A 13,484-nucleotide genomic window follows, 5' to 3' on the forward strand; every position below is an offset into this window, starting at 1 on the left:
AACGCTCATTTTCAGCACGTAGCTTAGCAACTTCAGCGGCCAGCTTTACTGACCTATCGTTGCTATTTTCCCCGGGAGTCGATTTTGTCTTTTTTGTTGCCATTCTTTTCCAACGATCAAGAACCGGGGTGGCGACCCACATTCTCGGCAATTCCAAATGCATCCGAGATATCTTTTGCACTTCTGCCAGAAGTCAGCATTCTGATCACTTCCTGCTTAAAATCAGCATCGTAGCTCCTTCGAACCATAACTGGTTTTTTGTCTTTCATTTTGCATCAAGATGTGCAAAAATGTGTGCCGGTTTTTGGATCCACCTCAGGCTGAGGTGGTTCTGTTTTGGTTTACACTTTTGCGGGTTAGTAAAATATTAAAAATCTCGATTCTCATCCGGTTTGTCGATGGTATTCGGCTTCAAAGGCAACTGGATTCAAATAGTTTAGAGAGGGCAAGGCCGCCGGCGCAGTGTAGCCTCCTGATATTGTAGTATCCGACAATGTATTCAAATAGAACGGATTTTAATTTTTTTAGACTCTCATCCGCCTTAAACCTGCTCTGGAACGACTAGGCCCATGCATTTGCCGTACGGATCATCAGCACGAGACATACCGCTGGCGGACCGCTTTGTTTCAGCTTAAAAGTCCTGATCAGCTTCTTCATTTTGTACGACAGATATTGTCCATCACGATCAGATCGGGGTACCTGGCGATACACGATCAAACCTGGCTTTACCCGCCGCTTTAAAGCGCATTTTTTAAGGATTTTATCGAAGATTGACTACTTTGAAATGGTGTATTTATTTGTTAACCAATTGATTGCTGTTGATTGTGCTCTCCGATTTTATATGGTCACATGGACTGAATGTTCGATGCTGGCATTCCAATAACGCCGGAAATGGTGAAGGTAGGATAAATGTTAAAAGAAAAATGATGGTGTTTTGTTAATGCCAGCTGCCAGAAATCGAGATGTTCATCTCTTCGTTTTCTATCTCCATCTCGATGGGAAAGATAATCTTGTACTGATCCATGTCGACTGTACAGGACCCGATTAAACCCGTGGAATCTCCCAGTAACTGAATGGAGTAGGATTCTGAGTAAAGCTTTGCGCTTAAAGAGGGGGGTACCGCTAACGTAACAGGCAATGGCAATTTGGTTGGATAGGTATCTGTTATCGCCAATGGTGTCTGCGCATTAATCCCATGAACGATGCGAAATGATAGATTTTGTGCGGGTAGATTTATGCTTTTGTAGGAATTCAGTTTAATTGTTTTCAATTTAAACGTCTTATGATCTTTGTCACAGCCAACAAACAACAGGCCGGTCAGCACTGCTAAAAATAATTATTTCATTTAATAGTACAATAATGATGTTTATGAAGCATTGCTTCATTGAATCATGGTACTGCGAAGCCGGATAAAATATTCTTGTTATTCTGGGGTACAAAGTTAGAAAAGGATGTAAGCTGTTTTTTCTTGAATCTGGCCATATTTTTAATCATTTCAGCCAAGTTGTAAATCGTGACAGAAATCCGGAATTTCATATACTTGCATGTATTCAGGGGAGATTAAATCAATCAAATAATTTCATCATGACCATGGATAAATTCCATCATTAGTCCTGTCATGGCCGGATTAATGGTTGTTAATTTGGCTTTCTCAAAACGTTTGTCAGATTGGTCAGAAAATTGAAAATGATGAAAGAGCAAACCAGGTTAATCCGTAGTCAGGCAGAAAAATCTGCATTCAGGGAGCACGCTGTGCCACTTTATCTTACGTCAAGTTTTACTTTTGAAGATGCTCAGCATGGGACTGCGATATTTGCCGACGAGATAGACGCCAATGTATACTCCCGTTTCTCAAATCCAAACACATCCGAGTTCGTTCGGAAAGTTTGCTAAATGGAAAGAGATGTTAATGTAGCGGGCAATCCACGCGGTCAAAGTATGCTGAAACCCGTCAAAGACAGCGATCCCAAAAGCAATCGGTCCGATGACTGCCAGCACGATCAGATGAAAGGTCCGTATTGTATTGATACATAAAGCTGCCGATTCAAACACAACCCGGAGCACTTCGCTGAGCGCAGCCTTGATCGAGTTTCTGAAATTGTAAGACTGTTTGGACATGTAAAATTTGATGTCATTGGAGATGCCGTCAGTAAAACCCTCGGATAGGCTGTCCAAAATTTGTTAATATTTTCCTTCATTTTTGCATCCATACCTTATCAAACGAGCCAATAGCGATGTGCCTAAAAAAGATTGAAAGCGAGCTGAAAAAAAAAGAGAACGAGCTGCGGGAACTACGGAAAGAGAACCGGCAATTACGTTGCAAAATAAAAGAGCTTGCTGCCAGCAGCAGTGTGTGGAAGGATAAATTTCTTACGACCAAAAAAAAGCTAAAGATGCAGGCTTTACCCTGCTCGGGTTCAGTTACATCCAGGATTGACAGACATAAATATGACGCGCTGCTAGTGGATCTTTCTGTCAATATTTATGTACTGGGACGCAGCGGTTTCCGCCGGGTTGTCAGTATACTTTCCTATTTAAACAAGACGCTGCAATGGGACTTAAAGCAGCTGCCCTGTAAAAGTTCCGTGGAAAATTGGGTTCAGAAAGCCGGTTACCACATTTATGCCAACGTGGATGATGAAAAATACCAGGATGGTTATGGTATCATCGTCGATGAATGCATGGTAGTAGGCCAGGAAAGGATGCTGGCAGTGCTGGGCGTGCCGGCGGCTAAAACAGTCCCAACGGCCCTGAACTTAGGCGATGTAGACATATTGGCTTTAAAGGTAAAAACCAGCTGGGACGGTGCGGCCGTGGAAGCGATGGTGCAATCGGTTACTGAAAAAATGGGGAAACCCGCCCTGTATGCCATCAGTGACGGGGCGACCAACCTTAGAATGGGGCTGTACAAAGCAGGCATACCCCGTATCTGTGACAGTGGGCACCAGCTTGCCTTGTGACTGAGCAGATCTATAAGCATGTGCCTGAATTTATCTCCTTCAATAAAGCCATGGCACTGTGCAAATTTAAGGAAGTTATGAAGCCCACAGCCTATTTGTTACCACCCAGGCAACGCAGCATAGCCCGCTTTATGAACCTGTCAAAGACCGTAAAATGGGCAGCCAGCATGCTGGGCATACAATCCGGTTTCAATGAAGACCAACAGAAAGCATTTGACTTTTTAAACAGTTATAAAGGTCTGATCCGTGAACTTGGCATTGTTTTTGAGATGGTCAATGTGCTGCTGCGGATTTTGAAGAACGAAGGCCTGTGTTATGGCAGCATAGCCGCCTGTATCGAAAAATGCAGCCTTTACAACGGACCTATTTACCCGAAAATAGAGCGGTTAATCTGCCGTATCAAAGACTATCTGCAAGGCGAAAAAGAAAAATTGCCTGATAGCCAAACGCTATGGCATGTTTCGTCTGATGTGATAGAATCGCTTTTTGGCTTGTATAAAAGCCGGAAAGCAAGCAACAGTTTACATGGTGTAACCCCTTTTGCGCTATCGCTGCCATTGTTCACAAAAACACACAGAGAATCATCTACCATCCATTGCGATTTTAAACAGGCCTTGGAAAGTGTTTTTATGGCCAATTTAAAACAATGGAATACAGATAATCTCATTGTTAATCAGGTCAATAGAAGAATCCAAGCTTTCAAAAAGTGAAAGAACAAAAATAACTATTTTGGACAGCCTAGCCCTCGCAGTATCCATCCCCGTAGGTATATTTGAGCCACTTCTCGCGCGATCCCTTCTGATCATCACCCACATATATCTCCCAGAATTTGGATGATTTAACGGCCTCTTCCTTCTTTTTTAAAAGCAGGGCAATGGCTTTGTCCGAATCCTGGACCATCCCTGAGGTTTCTCGGACGGTAGGAGAGAGCACCGCATTGAGAAGCGCGATCACCGAAGGGAAGATAAAGATGGCAAAACCCAGCACGAACGGACGGAAAAGCGGATAAAAGTCAATCGCTTCGACATTGGCAAGATGGCGCCAAACACGTGAGGCGATATACCAGCTTTCAGAACGTTTTGGCAAGATTATGCAGGACCGTACAAGTTACTCCATCAACCGGACAGACACCTCGATCAGCCGGTCAAAGCAGCTTGATATGGCCATCCCGGCCTCCAAAATTGCCGGGCTTAGTTCTGGCGAATTTGTCGGCATGGTAGCCGATAACCCCGATGAGAAAATCGAGCTCAAAACCTTTCATGCTGAAATTATTAATGATCATAAGGCGATTGCAGCCGAGCAGCAGGCTTACGTGCCCATCCCAGCAGTCAGAACGCTGGATGAAAATATGGTTAACCGAAATTACAATGAGATTCGTCAGGATGTTCAAAGTATTGCTGACAGCGAGCTCGAACGTATCCTGGAAGACCCCGGCTTAACACATTTGATTATTCAGAAAAATAGATCCAGATCCTAGCTAAAACAAACCGAGTCATGAAATACGCAGCAGCAGATTTTGGTGCCTGTGACCACCTGAATACGGAAATCGAGATCATATAAAATCGAACATTGTAGTTAGATGTAAATGATTGATTAGTAAAAATAGGCTAGGGGTGGATGTTTTCTTGAAGTGGTCTTTCTGTCGCGGAATCCACTGCTCCCTGTATGCGAATTCTCCACCGAATACTACATAGTAAAAACAGAGGTAACAATTGCGTGGATTGTCATAAGGTGTAACTGATTTTGACGGGATCGCAGTCCAAAATAATTCAAAAATTCACGATGTTATACAGGCATACCACCAATAGGCCCTATCCACTGATACATGCAAGGGAAGGAAATTTTGACTTATTTTGGTTTTGTACTACGCTACTCAGAGTAGTCATATTGAATTCTGACGTAAAAATCTTGATCCCGACCTTTAGCCCAATCCCTTAACAACACATCGGATAGGATTTTTTTTAACCCTGGAAGTGAAGCTGATTTGGACAAATAACCAGTTGCTCCCCATCTTCGTGCATTTTCGATTTCCTCTTCATCCCGTGAAGTGGAAAGAAAGAAAACGGGAATTTTGTCGGAATAAAACGTCCGGATCTCTACCAATGTCTCGAAACCATTTTTCACCGGCATATTGATATCCAGAAATATAAGATCCGGTGTAAGCGGGGCAATAATGCTCAGTGTATCCAGTAACTGTTGTCCGTTGCTGTGGACATACAAGTCGCTCCTGATACCAATTTGAGCAACAGCGTCCTTAAAAAGATCAATATCATCGTTGTCATCATCAGCAAGAAACAACAATCGATCATTGTACTGTGACTCATCTCGGCTAGTCATATTCTCTGCTATTTAAGATTAACACATAAATTTTGAGCGACTGGAAGGGGCTTCAAATTTAACGGTAAAAGCATTTTTCTCCAAACTTATTGGAAAAATCTAATATCCTTCTCTGTGAAATTAGGCTTCAAAAAAATATGATCTCTAGGATTGATTTTTCCATGTGGGGTACCGATATTTTCAGTTCCTTTAAATGTTGCTCTACTGTGGTCTGAGTGGAAATTTCGGTGCCTGTGACCACTTGAATACGGAAATCGAGGTCATGTAAAATCGGATATTGCAATTGAATACAAATGATTGATTCATAAAGAAACACACTAAGGTCAAACTTTTTCTCAAAGTGGCCATTCTGTTGCGGAATTGAAGATCTTCCTGATTGTCAGATGGTTGAAGGTAGGGTTTTCGGTGTTTTCTGAGGTCAGGAAGGTCATGATTAATCAGGGCTCCACGTTGTATTGTCATACTTTTGGGTTTTCCCGAAACCATGATTTGTTTTACATAGCCGTTAATATTACCGAATAACCTGAAAAGCCCCCAAGAGATTAGATACTCTTGGGGGCTTTTCAGGTTATTCGGGTTCTATTTTGGTTTATTCGACAATAACGATCCGGATTGTTTTTTGCGAAGCTCCAGCAGTGACCTTGACTAAATAACCCCCAGTGGTTAGACCCTCTGTGGACAATTGGATACTTGTTGAATCGATGTATTTTTCAAGTATTTCCTTGCCGGCGGCATTGAATATTTTTACATATCCTGAGCCTTTGTAAGCGGGTATCGAAATGTTTATGATTTCTCCTGCTGCCAGTACGGTTGGCCACGCAACTATAGCCGGCACATTCTCGAAGCGCACCGACCGGATGCTGCTGTAAGCATAAGTGCCATCAGTATCGATCATTTTTAACCGGTAGTAGAGCGTACCTGCCAGCATCGCTGCATTTCTGTCAATGAACTGGTAGTTGCCCGCTTTAAGGTCGTTGGACTCCTCGGTACCCACGTAGGCGAACTGCTTTGCATTGAGCGAACGTTCAATTTCATAGCGGTCGAAGTTTACCTGATCGGCCGCCTTCCATGTAAGCAAGACATCATTTTCCTGTGACATGGCCTGAAATGATATCAATCGCACCGGAAGGGCCGGATTATACCCAACTGCCGCGGTGGCATTGTCGGTCAATCCCGTACTGGTCTCGGTCAACGTATAGGTAATAGTCGTTGGATCGCTGGCGAAACCAGGATTGGGATCGAAGGTCAGATTACCTGTGGCAGGGTCATAGGTCCATAGGCCTTGCCCTGGGACGGTCAGCGTGTTACCCGATACCGAGCTGCCGGCGGGCAATCCAATGGTGGTCAGCAGAACAGAAGTATTGGCGGGTGTCGCCGGGCTTCCATCGGAAAGCAAATCGTTGGTCAGGATGCTCTGGCTGACATTAGCCCCGGGCGTATTGCCTGTGCTGCTATCGTTGTTTGCTGCCGGGGCTACCTGATTATAATCGACAGCCGCGGTGGCATTGTCGGTCAATCCGGTACTGGTCTCGGTCAACGTATAAGTAATTGTCGTTGGATCGAGCGCGAAACCAGGATTCGGATCAAAGATTAGGTTGCCGGTGGCCGGATTGTAAGTCCACACACCTTCGCCTGGCACAGTCAGCGTATTACCCGAAACCGAGCTTCCTGCCGGCAAGCCGGTCGTTGTCAGCGTAACAGTGGTATTAGCCGGTGTCGCAGGGCTTCCATCAGAAAGTAAATCGTTGGTCAGAATGTTCTGGCTAACATTTGCACCGGGCGTATTGCCTGTGCTGCTATCGTTGTTCGCTGCCGGGGCTACCTGAGTATAATCAACGGCAGCGGTGGCATTGGCGGTCAATCCCGTACTGGTCTCGGTCAACGTATAGGTAATAGTCGTTGGATCGCTGGTAAAACCAGGATTCGGATCGAAGGTCAGATCACCTGTGGCAGGGTCATAGGTCCATACACCTTGCCCTGGGACGGTCAATGTGTTTCCTGAAACAGAGCTACCGGCGGGTAATCCAATGGTGGTCAGCAGCACAGAAGTATTGGTCGGTGTCGCAGGGCTTCCATCGGAAAGCAAATCGTTGGTCAGGATGTTCTGGCTGGTATTTACACCTCGTGTATTGCCCGAGCTGCTATCGTTGCTCGCTGCCGGGGCTACCTGAGTATAATCAACGGCAGCGGTGGCATTGTCAGTCAATCCCGTACTGGTCTCGGTCAGCGTATAAGTAATAGTCGTTGGATCGCTGGTGAAACCAGGATTCGGATCGAAGGTCAGATCACCCGTGGCAGGGTCATAGGTCCATAGACCTTGCCCAGGCACGGTCAGCGTGTTTCCTGAAACAGAACTGCCGGCGGGCAATCCAATGGTGGTCAGCAGAACAGAAGTATTGGCCGGTGTCGCCGGGCTTCCATCGGAAAGCAAATCGTTGGTCAGAATGTTCTGCTTCGCATTCGAACCGGGTGATACGCCACCGACATTGTCGTTTACCGCATCAGGAGGGAGAATGCAATTAGCGGGCTGAATGCTTGCATTTTGCGAGGAACCCAAGATTTGTCCGCCCGAAACGGAACTAGGCACCCCGTTTAAATCAACACTATTCCCAAGGTTATAATCAACTGGCCCTGCACTTCCCGTGTAACCTCCACCGGAATTTCCGCCTGGCAATGAAGAATGGATAAGGTTGGCGGTTGTTATCGGGTCGCTACCGTCGTTGGTACCACCTTCCATGGCATCCGAGCATCCGTCGCCGTCGCTGTCAAGGTCATGCTGGTCGAAGATTCCATCTCCATCCGTATCGGTTGAACAGCTTGGCTTGGGCTCCATGCTTGGATTGTATGTTTGCCCGAAGGTAAAGCTCACCTCATGAAGCCTTACACCGCTAGTGGTGGAACCGGAGTTAGCCAAAATCCTGAACTCGCTGTATTTACCGGCGGGGTTTAAGGAATTGGTAAAAGTGTAGGTTGTATTGGGTGTACTCATGGCTAGACCGTTCGAGAGTATATCCCAGGAACTGCCATTCCAACCTTGCAGCACGAAAATGCTTGAAGGGAAGGCATTATTGATCCCGATCTTAACCGTTACCGCTGAAATGGTCAGCGGCGTAGCCAATGGGAGCGTTATGTCTACGAGTGCCTTACCCGAGTTGTTGGCCGAGAAGGCTAAATCGACCCAGGTATTGTCATTTCCGTCAATGGCTGCTGCAAATGTGGTAGTTGCAGCGGAATGGAGCGTAAAGTTGGTTTGTATGGTAGATGCGGCTTTTAATTCGCCGAGTGTATAATAACATGCCGGGCTTTCGACCGCATCTTGAATACCATCATTGTCATCATCGATATCGGCCGTGTCATTGATACCATCTCCGTCCGTATCGATGTGATCACACGAATTGTAATTGCTCGCAACAGCATAGTTGTAAGTGTAAATATATCGGTAACTGTTTGTGTCGATGGCAGCTTGAAGTTGGTCGGCTAGTCCATTACCGTTATAAGGTCCGTTGATCTGTGAATTGGCAACAGGTGCGCTGGAATTTACCGAACCGCTTCCACCATTCTCCACAATGCCGGCAGTTGTTGTTACGCCGGATTTGTTAAAAGTACCTGCTTCAACGGCATCGGGGCAGCCGTCGCCGTCGCTGTCGCGATCCAGGCGGTTAGGAACACCGTCGTTGTCAGTATCCAGATCGCTACCACAGTTGGTTGCCGAGGCGCCTTCAAAGAATCGAAGCCCCATTTCATCTATTGTGACGGACGCCAATGTAGTTAACGCATACATTCTCAAATAGTAGGTAGTATTCGGAGCCAGGTAGGCAGGGTCCGAAGCCGCAACTGCTTTCACCGGGCCGGTATTGGCGGGTACGTTAGCAATGGTTGCTGTACTTGTTGTGCCATCGCTCAATACAATCGGATTCATGAAGCTGGGCTCATCGTCTATCAACACTCCGAAAGGCACAAGCGGTGTCATGGTTTCATAGGTCCACGCATCTACATATACTCCTTTTGCCCCTGTCGTAAATATCGCGTATTGGTAGTCGCCTTTTGCTATGGCATCGGTCAACGTGCCATTATTGTCAAGCCCGGTCAGGTTCCATGCGCCGGATGCGGACGGTGGAATGCTTGTCCCCGTTCCCGGCGTCCATGAAATATTCGGCTTCCAGCTGAAAAAAGCAAGACTTGCGGCGGGAGTCTGTTCCTGTTCCCTATCCCACAAAATTGCACTTGCCGTAGAACTTGCCAGCGGGCATTGTACCATTTCCACGGTATCCAATACCCCGTCATTATCGTCGTCAAGGTCTGCGAGATCTCCTACACCATCGCAATCGACATCACCCAATGCTTTTACCGATGTGGTGGCTGCTCCGTTGAGACCGGAATAGCAGCCATTGGCTATGCTATGGAAAGCAGCATAAAACTGGCGACCCGCGGTCGTAGCTGCTCCCGGGTTAGCTACTCTGTTAGCATCCGTTGCAGGATTACTTGTATGCCAGGTCAATTCCGCTCCGATAGGCGTATTGCTTGCCGTAATGTCACTCAGATTGAAAGTTGTGCCCGGGCACGAATTCGAGATAGTTGAAGCCGATAATGTCGGTGCGATTGTAATGTCGCAAGTATTGCAAGCCGTCCTTGAAACTGTTATCGCATCAATATTAACGTAAACACCATTTTCCGTGGCACCGGTAACATTAAGCATGTTGAAGTTAGGAACTCCCACCGGAACAGTATATGTAACATCACTCCAAGAAGTACTTGCCGGAAAAGCATTGTTCATGACAGAACCTGAATTAAACACATTGCTACCAGCACTGGAAAGCACAATAGGACCCCGCCTGGTATCGTTCTGGTAGCTTCCCCTGATTGTAATAACATCTCCTCCCTGAAAACCGCCGGTACTGACATAAAGTACATTGGCTCCGTCACTGTAAAGTTTTCCTCCAGTATTATTTTGAGTATTCTCGCTAATGCTTGTAAATCCATCCAAATTCCCGTTACTGACCCAGTCAACCTTTGGTGTAATTGTGGAAGAACCATAAGGGCAATCCAGGGCAATCCAGGGCGACCCTGGCGACTTCGGAGTCATTGTAGACGTTCGCAACAGGAGTTTTACCGCCCTTGGGGAGGCGTTCGGTTTCCGGCTCGCGGTTGACCGCGTAGATGAGCATAGAGCACATGGCTACGGGCAAGAGTAAAATTCGGTTCATTGATATTGGCTGATTTGTGTAAATAATCGAGGGAATGATTACCGTCTATATCACTGACGGCCAACCGATTTTCATATTTCAAAATTACTATCAGCATTGCTGACAACTTGTAACAAATCGAATATTAAAGTGTCTCATATTTTGTTACTTTATAACAAATTTGCGACAAAATAACAATCGTTTTTAGTCAGGAGCCTAGTTGACAATAAAATCCCATTTCTATCGAAAACAGGAATTCCTGAGAAAGCCAGATTAGTATTTTGGAAAACTACATACTCTCTTCAACAAGATCACTGGTTTTTATTCCGAGAACCAGGACTAAAGTTTGTTTGGTCATTTCCCAATTACTGTAGGGAAGCGTTAATTCAAGTTTGGTGTGCGGCAGTTCGGGATTGTTTACATGTACATTCTTGTGGTAAACTTCGTTTAGTAGTGCCACTATGTCCACAAACTATACACTCGAAAAGTGCAAAAATTCCCGATTTTATCAACGTCTGGACAACACAACCATTCTCCGTGTCATCCGGCGCACCGTCGTTGTCATCGTCAATATCTGCACTGTTGATGACTCCGTCTCCGTCGAAATCGTCACTGGGGCCATATTGCAATGAGTAAGTGTATGATGACAGACTTCCGTTACCGGCCCAGGGCTTTCCGATCTCCAATACCCAGTCGCCGCCTTTACCGGTAATGTCATCAGATGCAGAAATGCTGAGCCCTAGGGTACTTTCGAGATACTCCACAGCCTCTTGTCCTTTTCGTCCCTTTCCAAATTCACAACCGTAAATATTCAAATGGTGAATTTGAGTTGGAATGTTTGGTGTTACGGTTCTGAGAAAGGCCGCGATCTGTCCGGCATTCTTCCATTCTCCATCAATCAGCAACTCGCCAGGGCGGCCGTGCGAAAGCAAGTGATATATATTGGTATCGAATTCGGCCGTTTCAAGGCCAGACTTCTTTACTGCGGCATCGATAAAAACATTCGGCATTTGTTCCCGATAGGTTTTCTGGCTGGAAACCTGGCGCTGGGAGAAACTCCGTTCCGGGGCTTGTACCGGGAGCACTCCATGAAGCACCCAGGGTAAACACAGCAAAATAGAGAATGTAAATTGTTTCATAAGGTATGTGAATTTGTAAAATGAATATGTATGTCAACTTTGTTATTTAATTTAAGTGTTAAACCTGTTTGGCAGGGTCAAACATGAGCTATACGCTCAACCTTTAAACAGTAAGTTTTAGGATTGACAAACAAATTTTCTTGATTCTTATAAACTGAATTTGGCAGAGGGTAAAATGATTTAAATCAATTAGTTGGCTGTCAAATACAATATATCTTATGCAATTGTACACACAAATCGTATTTTATTGATGTCGCAAATTCGTTCGGTGACGGTCACCATATTTGCGATATTGTAACAATATTGTTAATCGTATAAAATCAATCAAACGATCCGTTCTCAGCAGAGGAGAAAGCATTTTACGATGGACTTTGTTGAGCGCATCTCTATCCCGCATGTAACGAAATTGGAAAAAAGCCCCTGCGTAACGGATCAAAGATGGGAACTATCGCGAAAGTGACATTATCTGTTTTGTCGTGAAGGATTGGACGATGTAACAGAGCTGGTACTTTTAAGCAATATCAAGCGCAGTCTCTGCAGGTTTTATGTTTCTTGCCCGTAATTTTTTGCTGGTTTGTAGTTCGCTTTTACTGCGTATGAGCTCGTTTCAAACAAACAATTCTTGTGTTCCAAAATGAAACAGATCGGCGTCCACACAAAATTTGCCGCAAAAGTCCGGACGGCGAAGTACGGATGTCGTCAAAGATTGTTAACGATTTAGTCGATAATGTTTATTCCTACTTACCAGTCCATTAAATGAGCGGATGAAGTGCGTCCCCCCTTAACTCGCGCCCATGCATCCCGCCAGGGGGTACCTCACGACGTGAAACTACGCTGCCGTAACTACGATAAAATGTAGTGATTACGACAAATCATAGTGATCAAAAATTTTCCATGCCCTTAAAACTATTTTACGGGTATGCGCTAGGTTTTGAAATTTGGGCGGAGGTGAAAATCGATTACATAGTTTCCTACATATCTTCGCAATACTATTAGGCAGAGAACCGGCGGACGATATCGATTAATTTGGGGTCTTTCGGCTGGGAAAGGTTTTCGATGCCCACAATGCAGGAGACAGGTTAATTTTTACTTTTTGAATGTTTTGAGTAATTTAATTGTGCGAAAATCAGATACTAACAGAACTGAATCAAGCCGTTCGGAAATACTGGTGGAAGCATAATATTACAACAGTTGCTGTTTTAAAAATCTTTGGCGCCAGGAACTTGATCGTAAAATGTTTTCCTTTCAGGGACAGGTGATGCAATACAAATGGTAGTGCCTTTCGCAAATTTGTGTCAGTGTCACAAATTTGCGACACTGACTTATACATAGTTTGGTATATTTTGGGTGCTGAATTTAATCCCATAGTATGAAGCGATTAATAGGTGAAGAGCCTCCAGTTATGGGCGTAGGATTTTGCCAGATGACCAAAAAATATCTGGCTGGTTCGATCTTTGTAGAAGTGGATAGTTTCTGGCAGGAGGTGGAGGCGTCGGGTGCCGGATGGTTTGACCTAGTGAGTATGGATATGACAATCTCAGTGACGAACTCCGTACAGATGGAGGAGAAAATCAAGACGGTATTTCTGTTAACTCGTTTTATTAATGTCTTCGAGTGGTGTTTGAACCTTCTCCCAGGTAAAACCGGGGCCGATAAGTCCGTTTCGAAAAAAGCGTCAGGGGCGGAATCTCGCCTGGCGTTTAGGAAGGTGCTTTTCATGAACGGGAGATCGAGACTGTGCTTAACAGTTCCACATCGACCTCCATACCCGCTGGCTGCGTATTTTCAAGAAAATGCGGACGAACAACGCGTTTGTCCTAGGCCGAAAGTATGAGCAGATGTACCTCGAAAAATAAATCTCAGCT

Annotated in this window: 11 protein-coding genes and 1 pseudogene; 5 read left to right on the forward strand and 7 right to left on the reverse strand. The window is 45.2% G+C overall.

What is annotated here, in order from left to right:
• Positions 1 to 116: 116 nt before the first annotated feature.
• Both RB622_RS19275 and RB622_RS19280 read right to left on the reverse strand, forming a co-directional pair.
• The gene (locus tag RB622_RS19275) at positions 117 to 269 is read right to left on the reverse strand and encodes a hypothetical protein (RefSeq protein ID WP_308048247.1); all 153 of its coding nucleotides are present in this window, start codon (positions 267 to 269) and stop codon (positions 117 to 119) included.
• A gap of 668 nt (positions 270 to 937) precedes the next feature.
• Positions 938 to 1,270: a hypothetical protein gene (locus tag RB622_RS19280; RefSeq protein ID WP_308048248.1), complete on the reverse strand. Its 333-nt coding sequence runs from the start codon at positions 1,268 to 1,270 to the stop codon at positions 938 to 940.
• 419 nt (positions 1,271 to 1,689) lie between these two features.
• Here RB622_RS19280 and RB622_RS19285 point away from each other — a divergent pair, with 419 nt between their 5' ends.
• Positions 1,690 to 1,893, forward strand: coding sequence for a PLP-dependent transferase (locus RB622_RS19285; RefSeq protein WP_308048309.1), 204 nt, complete (start codon positions 1,690 to 1,692; stop codon positions 1,891 to 1,893).
• 9 nt (positions 1,894 to 1,902) lie between these two features.
• Here RB622_RS19285 and RB622_RS19290 read toward each other — a convergent pair.
• Positions 1,903 to 2,049: pseudogene (locus RB622_RS19290) on the reverse strand (conjugative transposon protein TraJ); the annotation flags it as partial.
• A gap of 185 nt (positions 2,050 to 2,234) precedes the next feature.
• Here RB622_RS19290 and RB622_RS19295 point away from each other — a divergent pair.
• A complete protein-coding gene (locus RB622_RS19295; protein WP_308048249.1) occupies positions 2,235 to 2,960 on the forward strand; it encodes a hypothetical protein in 726 nt (241 codons plus the stop codon).
• Between the two features lie 77 nt (positions 2,961 to 3,037).
• A complete protein-coding gene (locus RB622_RS19300; protein WP_308048250.1) occupies positions 3,038 to 3,670 on the forward strand; it encodes a hypothetical protein in 633 nt (210 codons plus the stop codon).
• 28 nt (positions 3,671 to 3,698) lie between these two features.
• Here the strand turns inward: RB622_RS19300 and RB622_RS19305 are convergent, their stop codons facing one another.
• Positions 3,699 to 4,046 carry a hypothetical protein gene (locus tag RB622_RS19305; protein ID WP_308048251.1) on the reverse strand — a complete coding sequence of 116 codons (348 nt, stop codon included), beginning with the start codon at positions 4,044 to 4,046 and terminating at the stop codon, positions 3,699 to 3,701.
• A gap of 4 nt (positions 4,047 to 4,050) precedes the next feature.
• On the opposite strand from RB622_RS19305, the gene RB622_RS19310 reads away from it, so the two are divergent.
• Positions 4,051 to 4,437, forward strand: a complete 387-nt coding sequence (locus tag RB622_RS19310; protein ID WP_308048252.1) for a hypothetical protein — start codon at positions 4,051 to 4,053, stop codon at positions 4,435 to 4,437.
• A 392-nt stretch (positions 4,438 to 4,829) separates the two neighbouring features.
• On the opposite strand, the gene RB622_RS19315 is transcribed toward RB622_RS19310, so the two are convergent.
• From RB622_RS19315 to RB622_RS19325, 3 genes are all read right to left on the reverse strand, one after another.
• Positions 4,830 to 5,297 (reverse strand): response regulator, encoded by a 468-nt coding sequence (locus RB622_RS19315; protein ID WP_308048253.1) that lies wholly within the window; start codon positions 5,295 to 5,297, stop codon positions 4,830 to 4,832.
• A 589-nt stretch (positions 5,298 to 5,886) separates the two neighbouring features.
• Positions 5,887 to 10,380 (reverse strand): T9SS type A sorting domain-containing protein, encoded by a 4,494-nt coding sequence (locus tag RB622_RS19320; protein ID WP_308048254.1) that lies wholly within the window; start codon positions 10,378 to 10,380, stop codon positions 5,887 to 5,889.
• Between the two features lie 486 nt (positions 10,381 to 10,866).
• Positions 10,867 to 11,619, reverse strand: a complete 753-nt coding sequence (locus RB622_RS19325) for a DUF4347 domain-containing protein (RefSeq protein WP_308048255.1) — start codon at positions 11,617 to 11,619, stop codon at positions 10,867 to 10,869.
• 1,369 nt (positions 11,620 to 12,988) lie between these two features.
• On the opposite strand from RB622_RS19325, the gene RB622_RS19330 reads away from it, so the two are divergent.
• Positions 12,989 to 13,453, forward strand: coding sequence for a hypothetical protein (locus RB622_RS19330; protein ID WP_308048256.1), 465 nt, complete (start codon positions 12,989 to 12,991; stop codon positions 13,451 to 13,453).
• Positions 13,454 to 13,484: the final 31 nt, after the last annotated feature.

The sequence above is a fragment of the Dyadobacter sp. LHD-138 genome, from assembly GCF_030929615.1.
Lineage (GTDB): Bacteria > Bacteroidota > Bacteroidia > Cytophagales > Spirosomataceae > Dyadobacter.

Excerpts from the sequence above, each read along its gene's own strand:
- RB622_RS19325 (WP_308048255.1), bottom strand. The coding sequence starts at position 11,619 with ATGAAACAATTTACATTCTCTATTTTGCTGTGTTTACCCTGGGTGCTT.
- RB622_RS19285 (WP_308048309.1), top strand. The coding sequence starts at position 1,690 with ATGAAAGAGCAAACCAGGTTAATCCGTAGTCAGGCAGAAAAATCTGCA.
- RB622_RS19315 (WP_308048253.1), bottom strand. The coding sequence starts at position 5,297 with ATGACTAGCCGAGATGAGTCACAGTACAATGATCGATTGTTGTTTCTT.
- RB622_RS19330 (WP_308048256.1), top strand. The coding sequence starts at position 12,989 with ATGAAGCGATTAATAGGTGAAGAGCCTCCAGTTATGGGCGTAGGATTT.
- RB622_RS19295 (WP_308048249.1), top strand. The coding sequence starts at position 2,235 with ATGTGCCTAAAAAAGATTGAAAGCGAGCTGAAAAAAAAAGAGAACGAG.
- RB622_RS19310 (WP_308048252.1), top strand. The coding sequence starts at position 4,051 with ATGCAGGACCGTACAAGTTACTCCATCAACCGGACAGACACCTCGATC.
- RB622_RS19275 (WP_308048247.1), bottom strand. The coding sequence starts at position 269 with ATGAAAGACAAAAAACCAGTTATGGTTCGAAGGAGCTACGATGCTGAT.
- RB622_RS19300 (WP_308048250.1), top strand. The coding sequence starts at position 3,038 with ATGAAGCCCACAGCCTATTTGTTACCACCCAGGCAACGCAGCATAGCC.
- RB622_RS19320 (WP_308048254.1), bottom strand. The coding sequence starts at position 10,380 with ATGACTCCGAAGTCGCCAGGGTCGCCCTGGATTGCCCTGGATTGCCCT.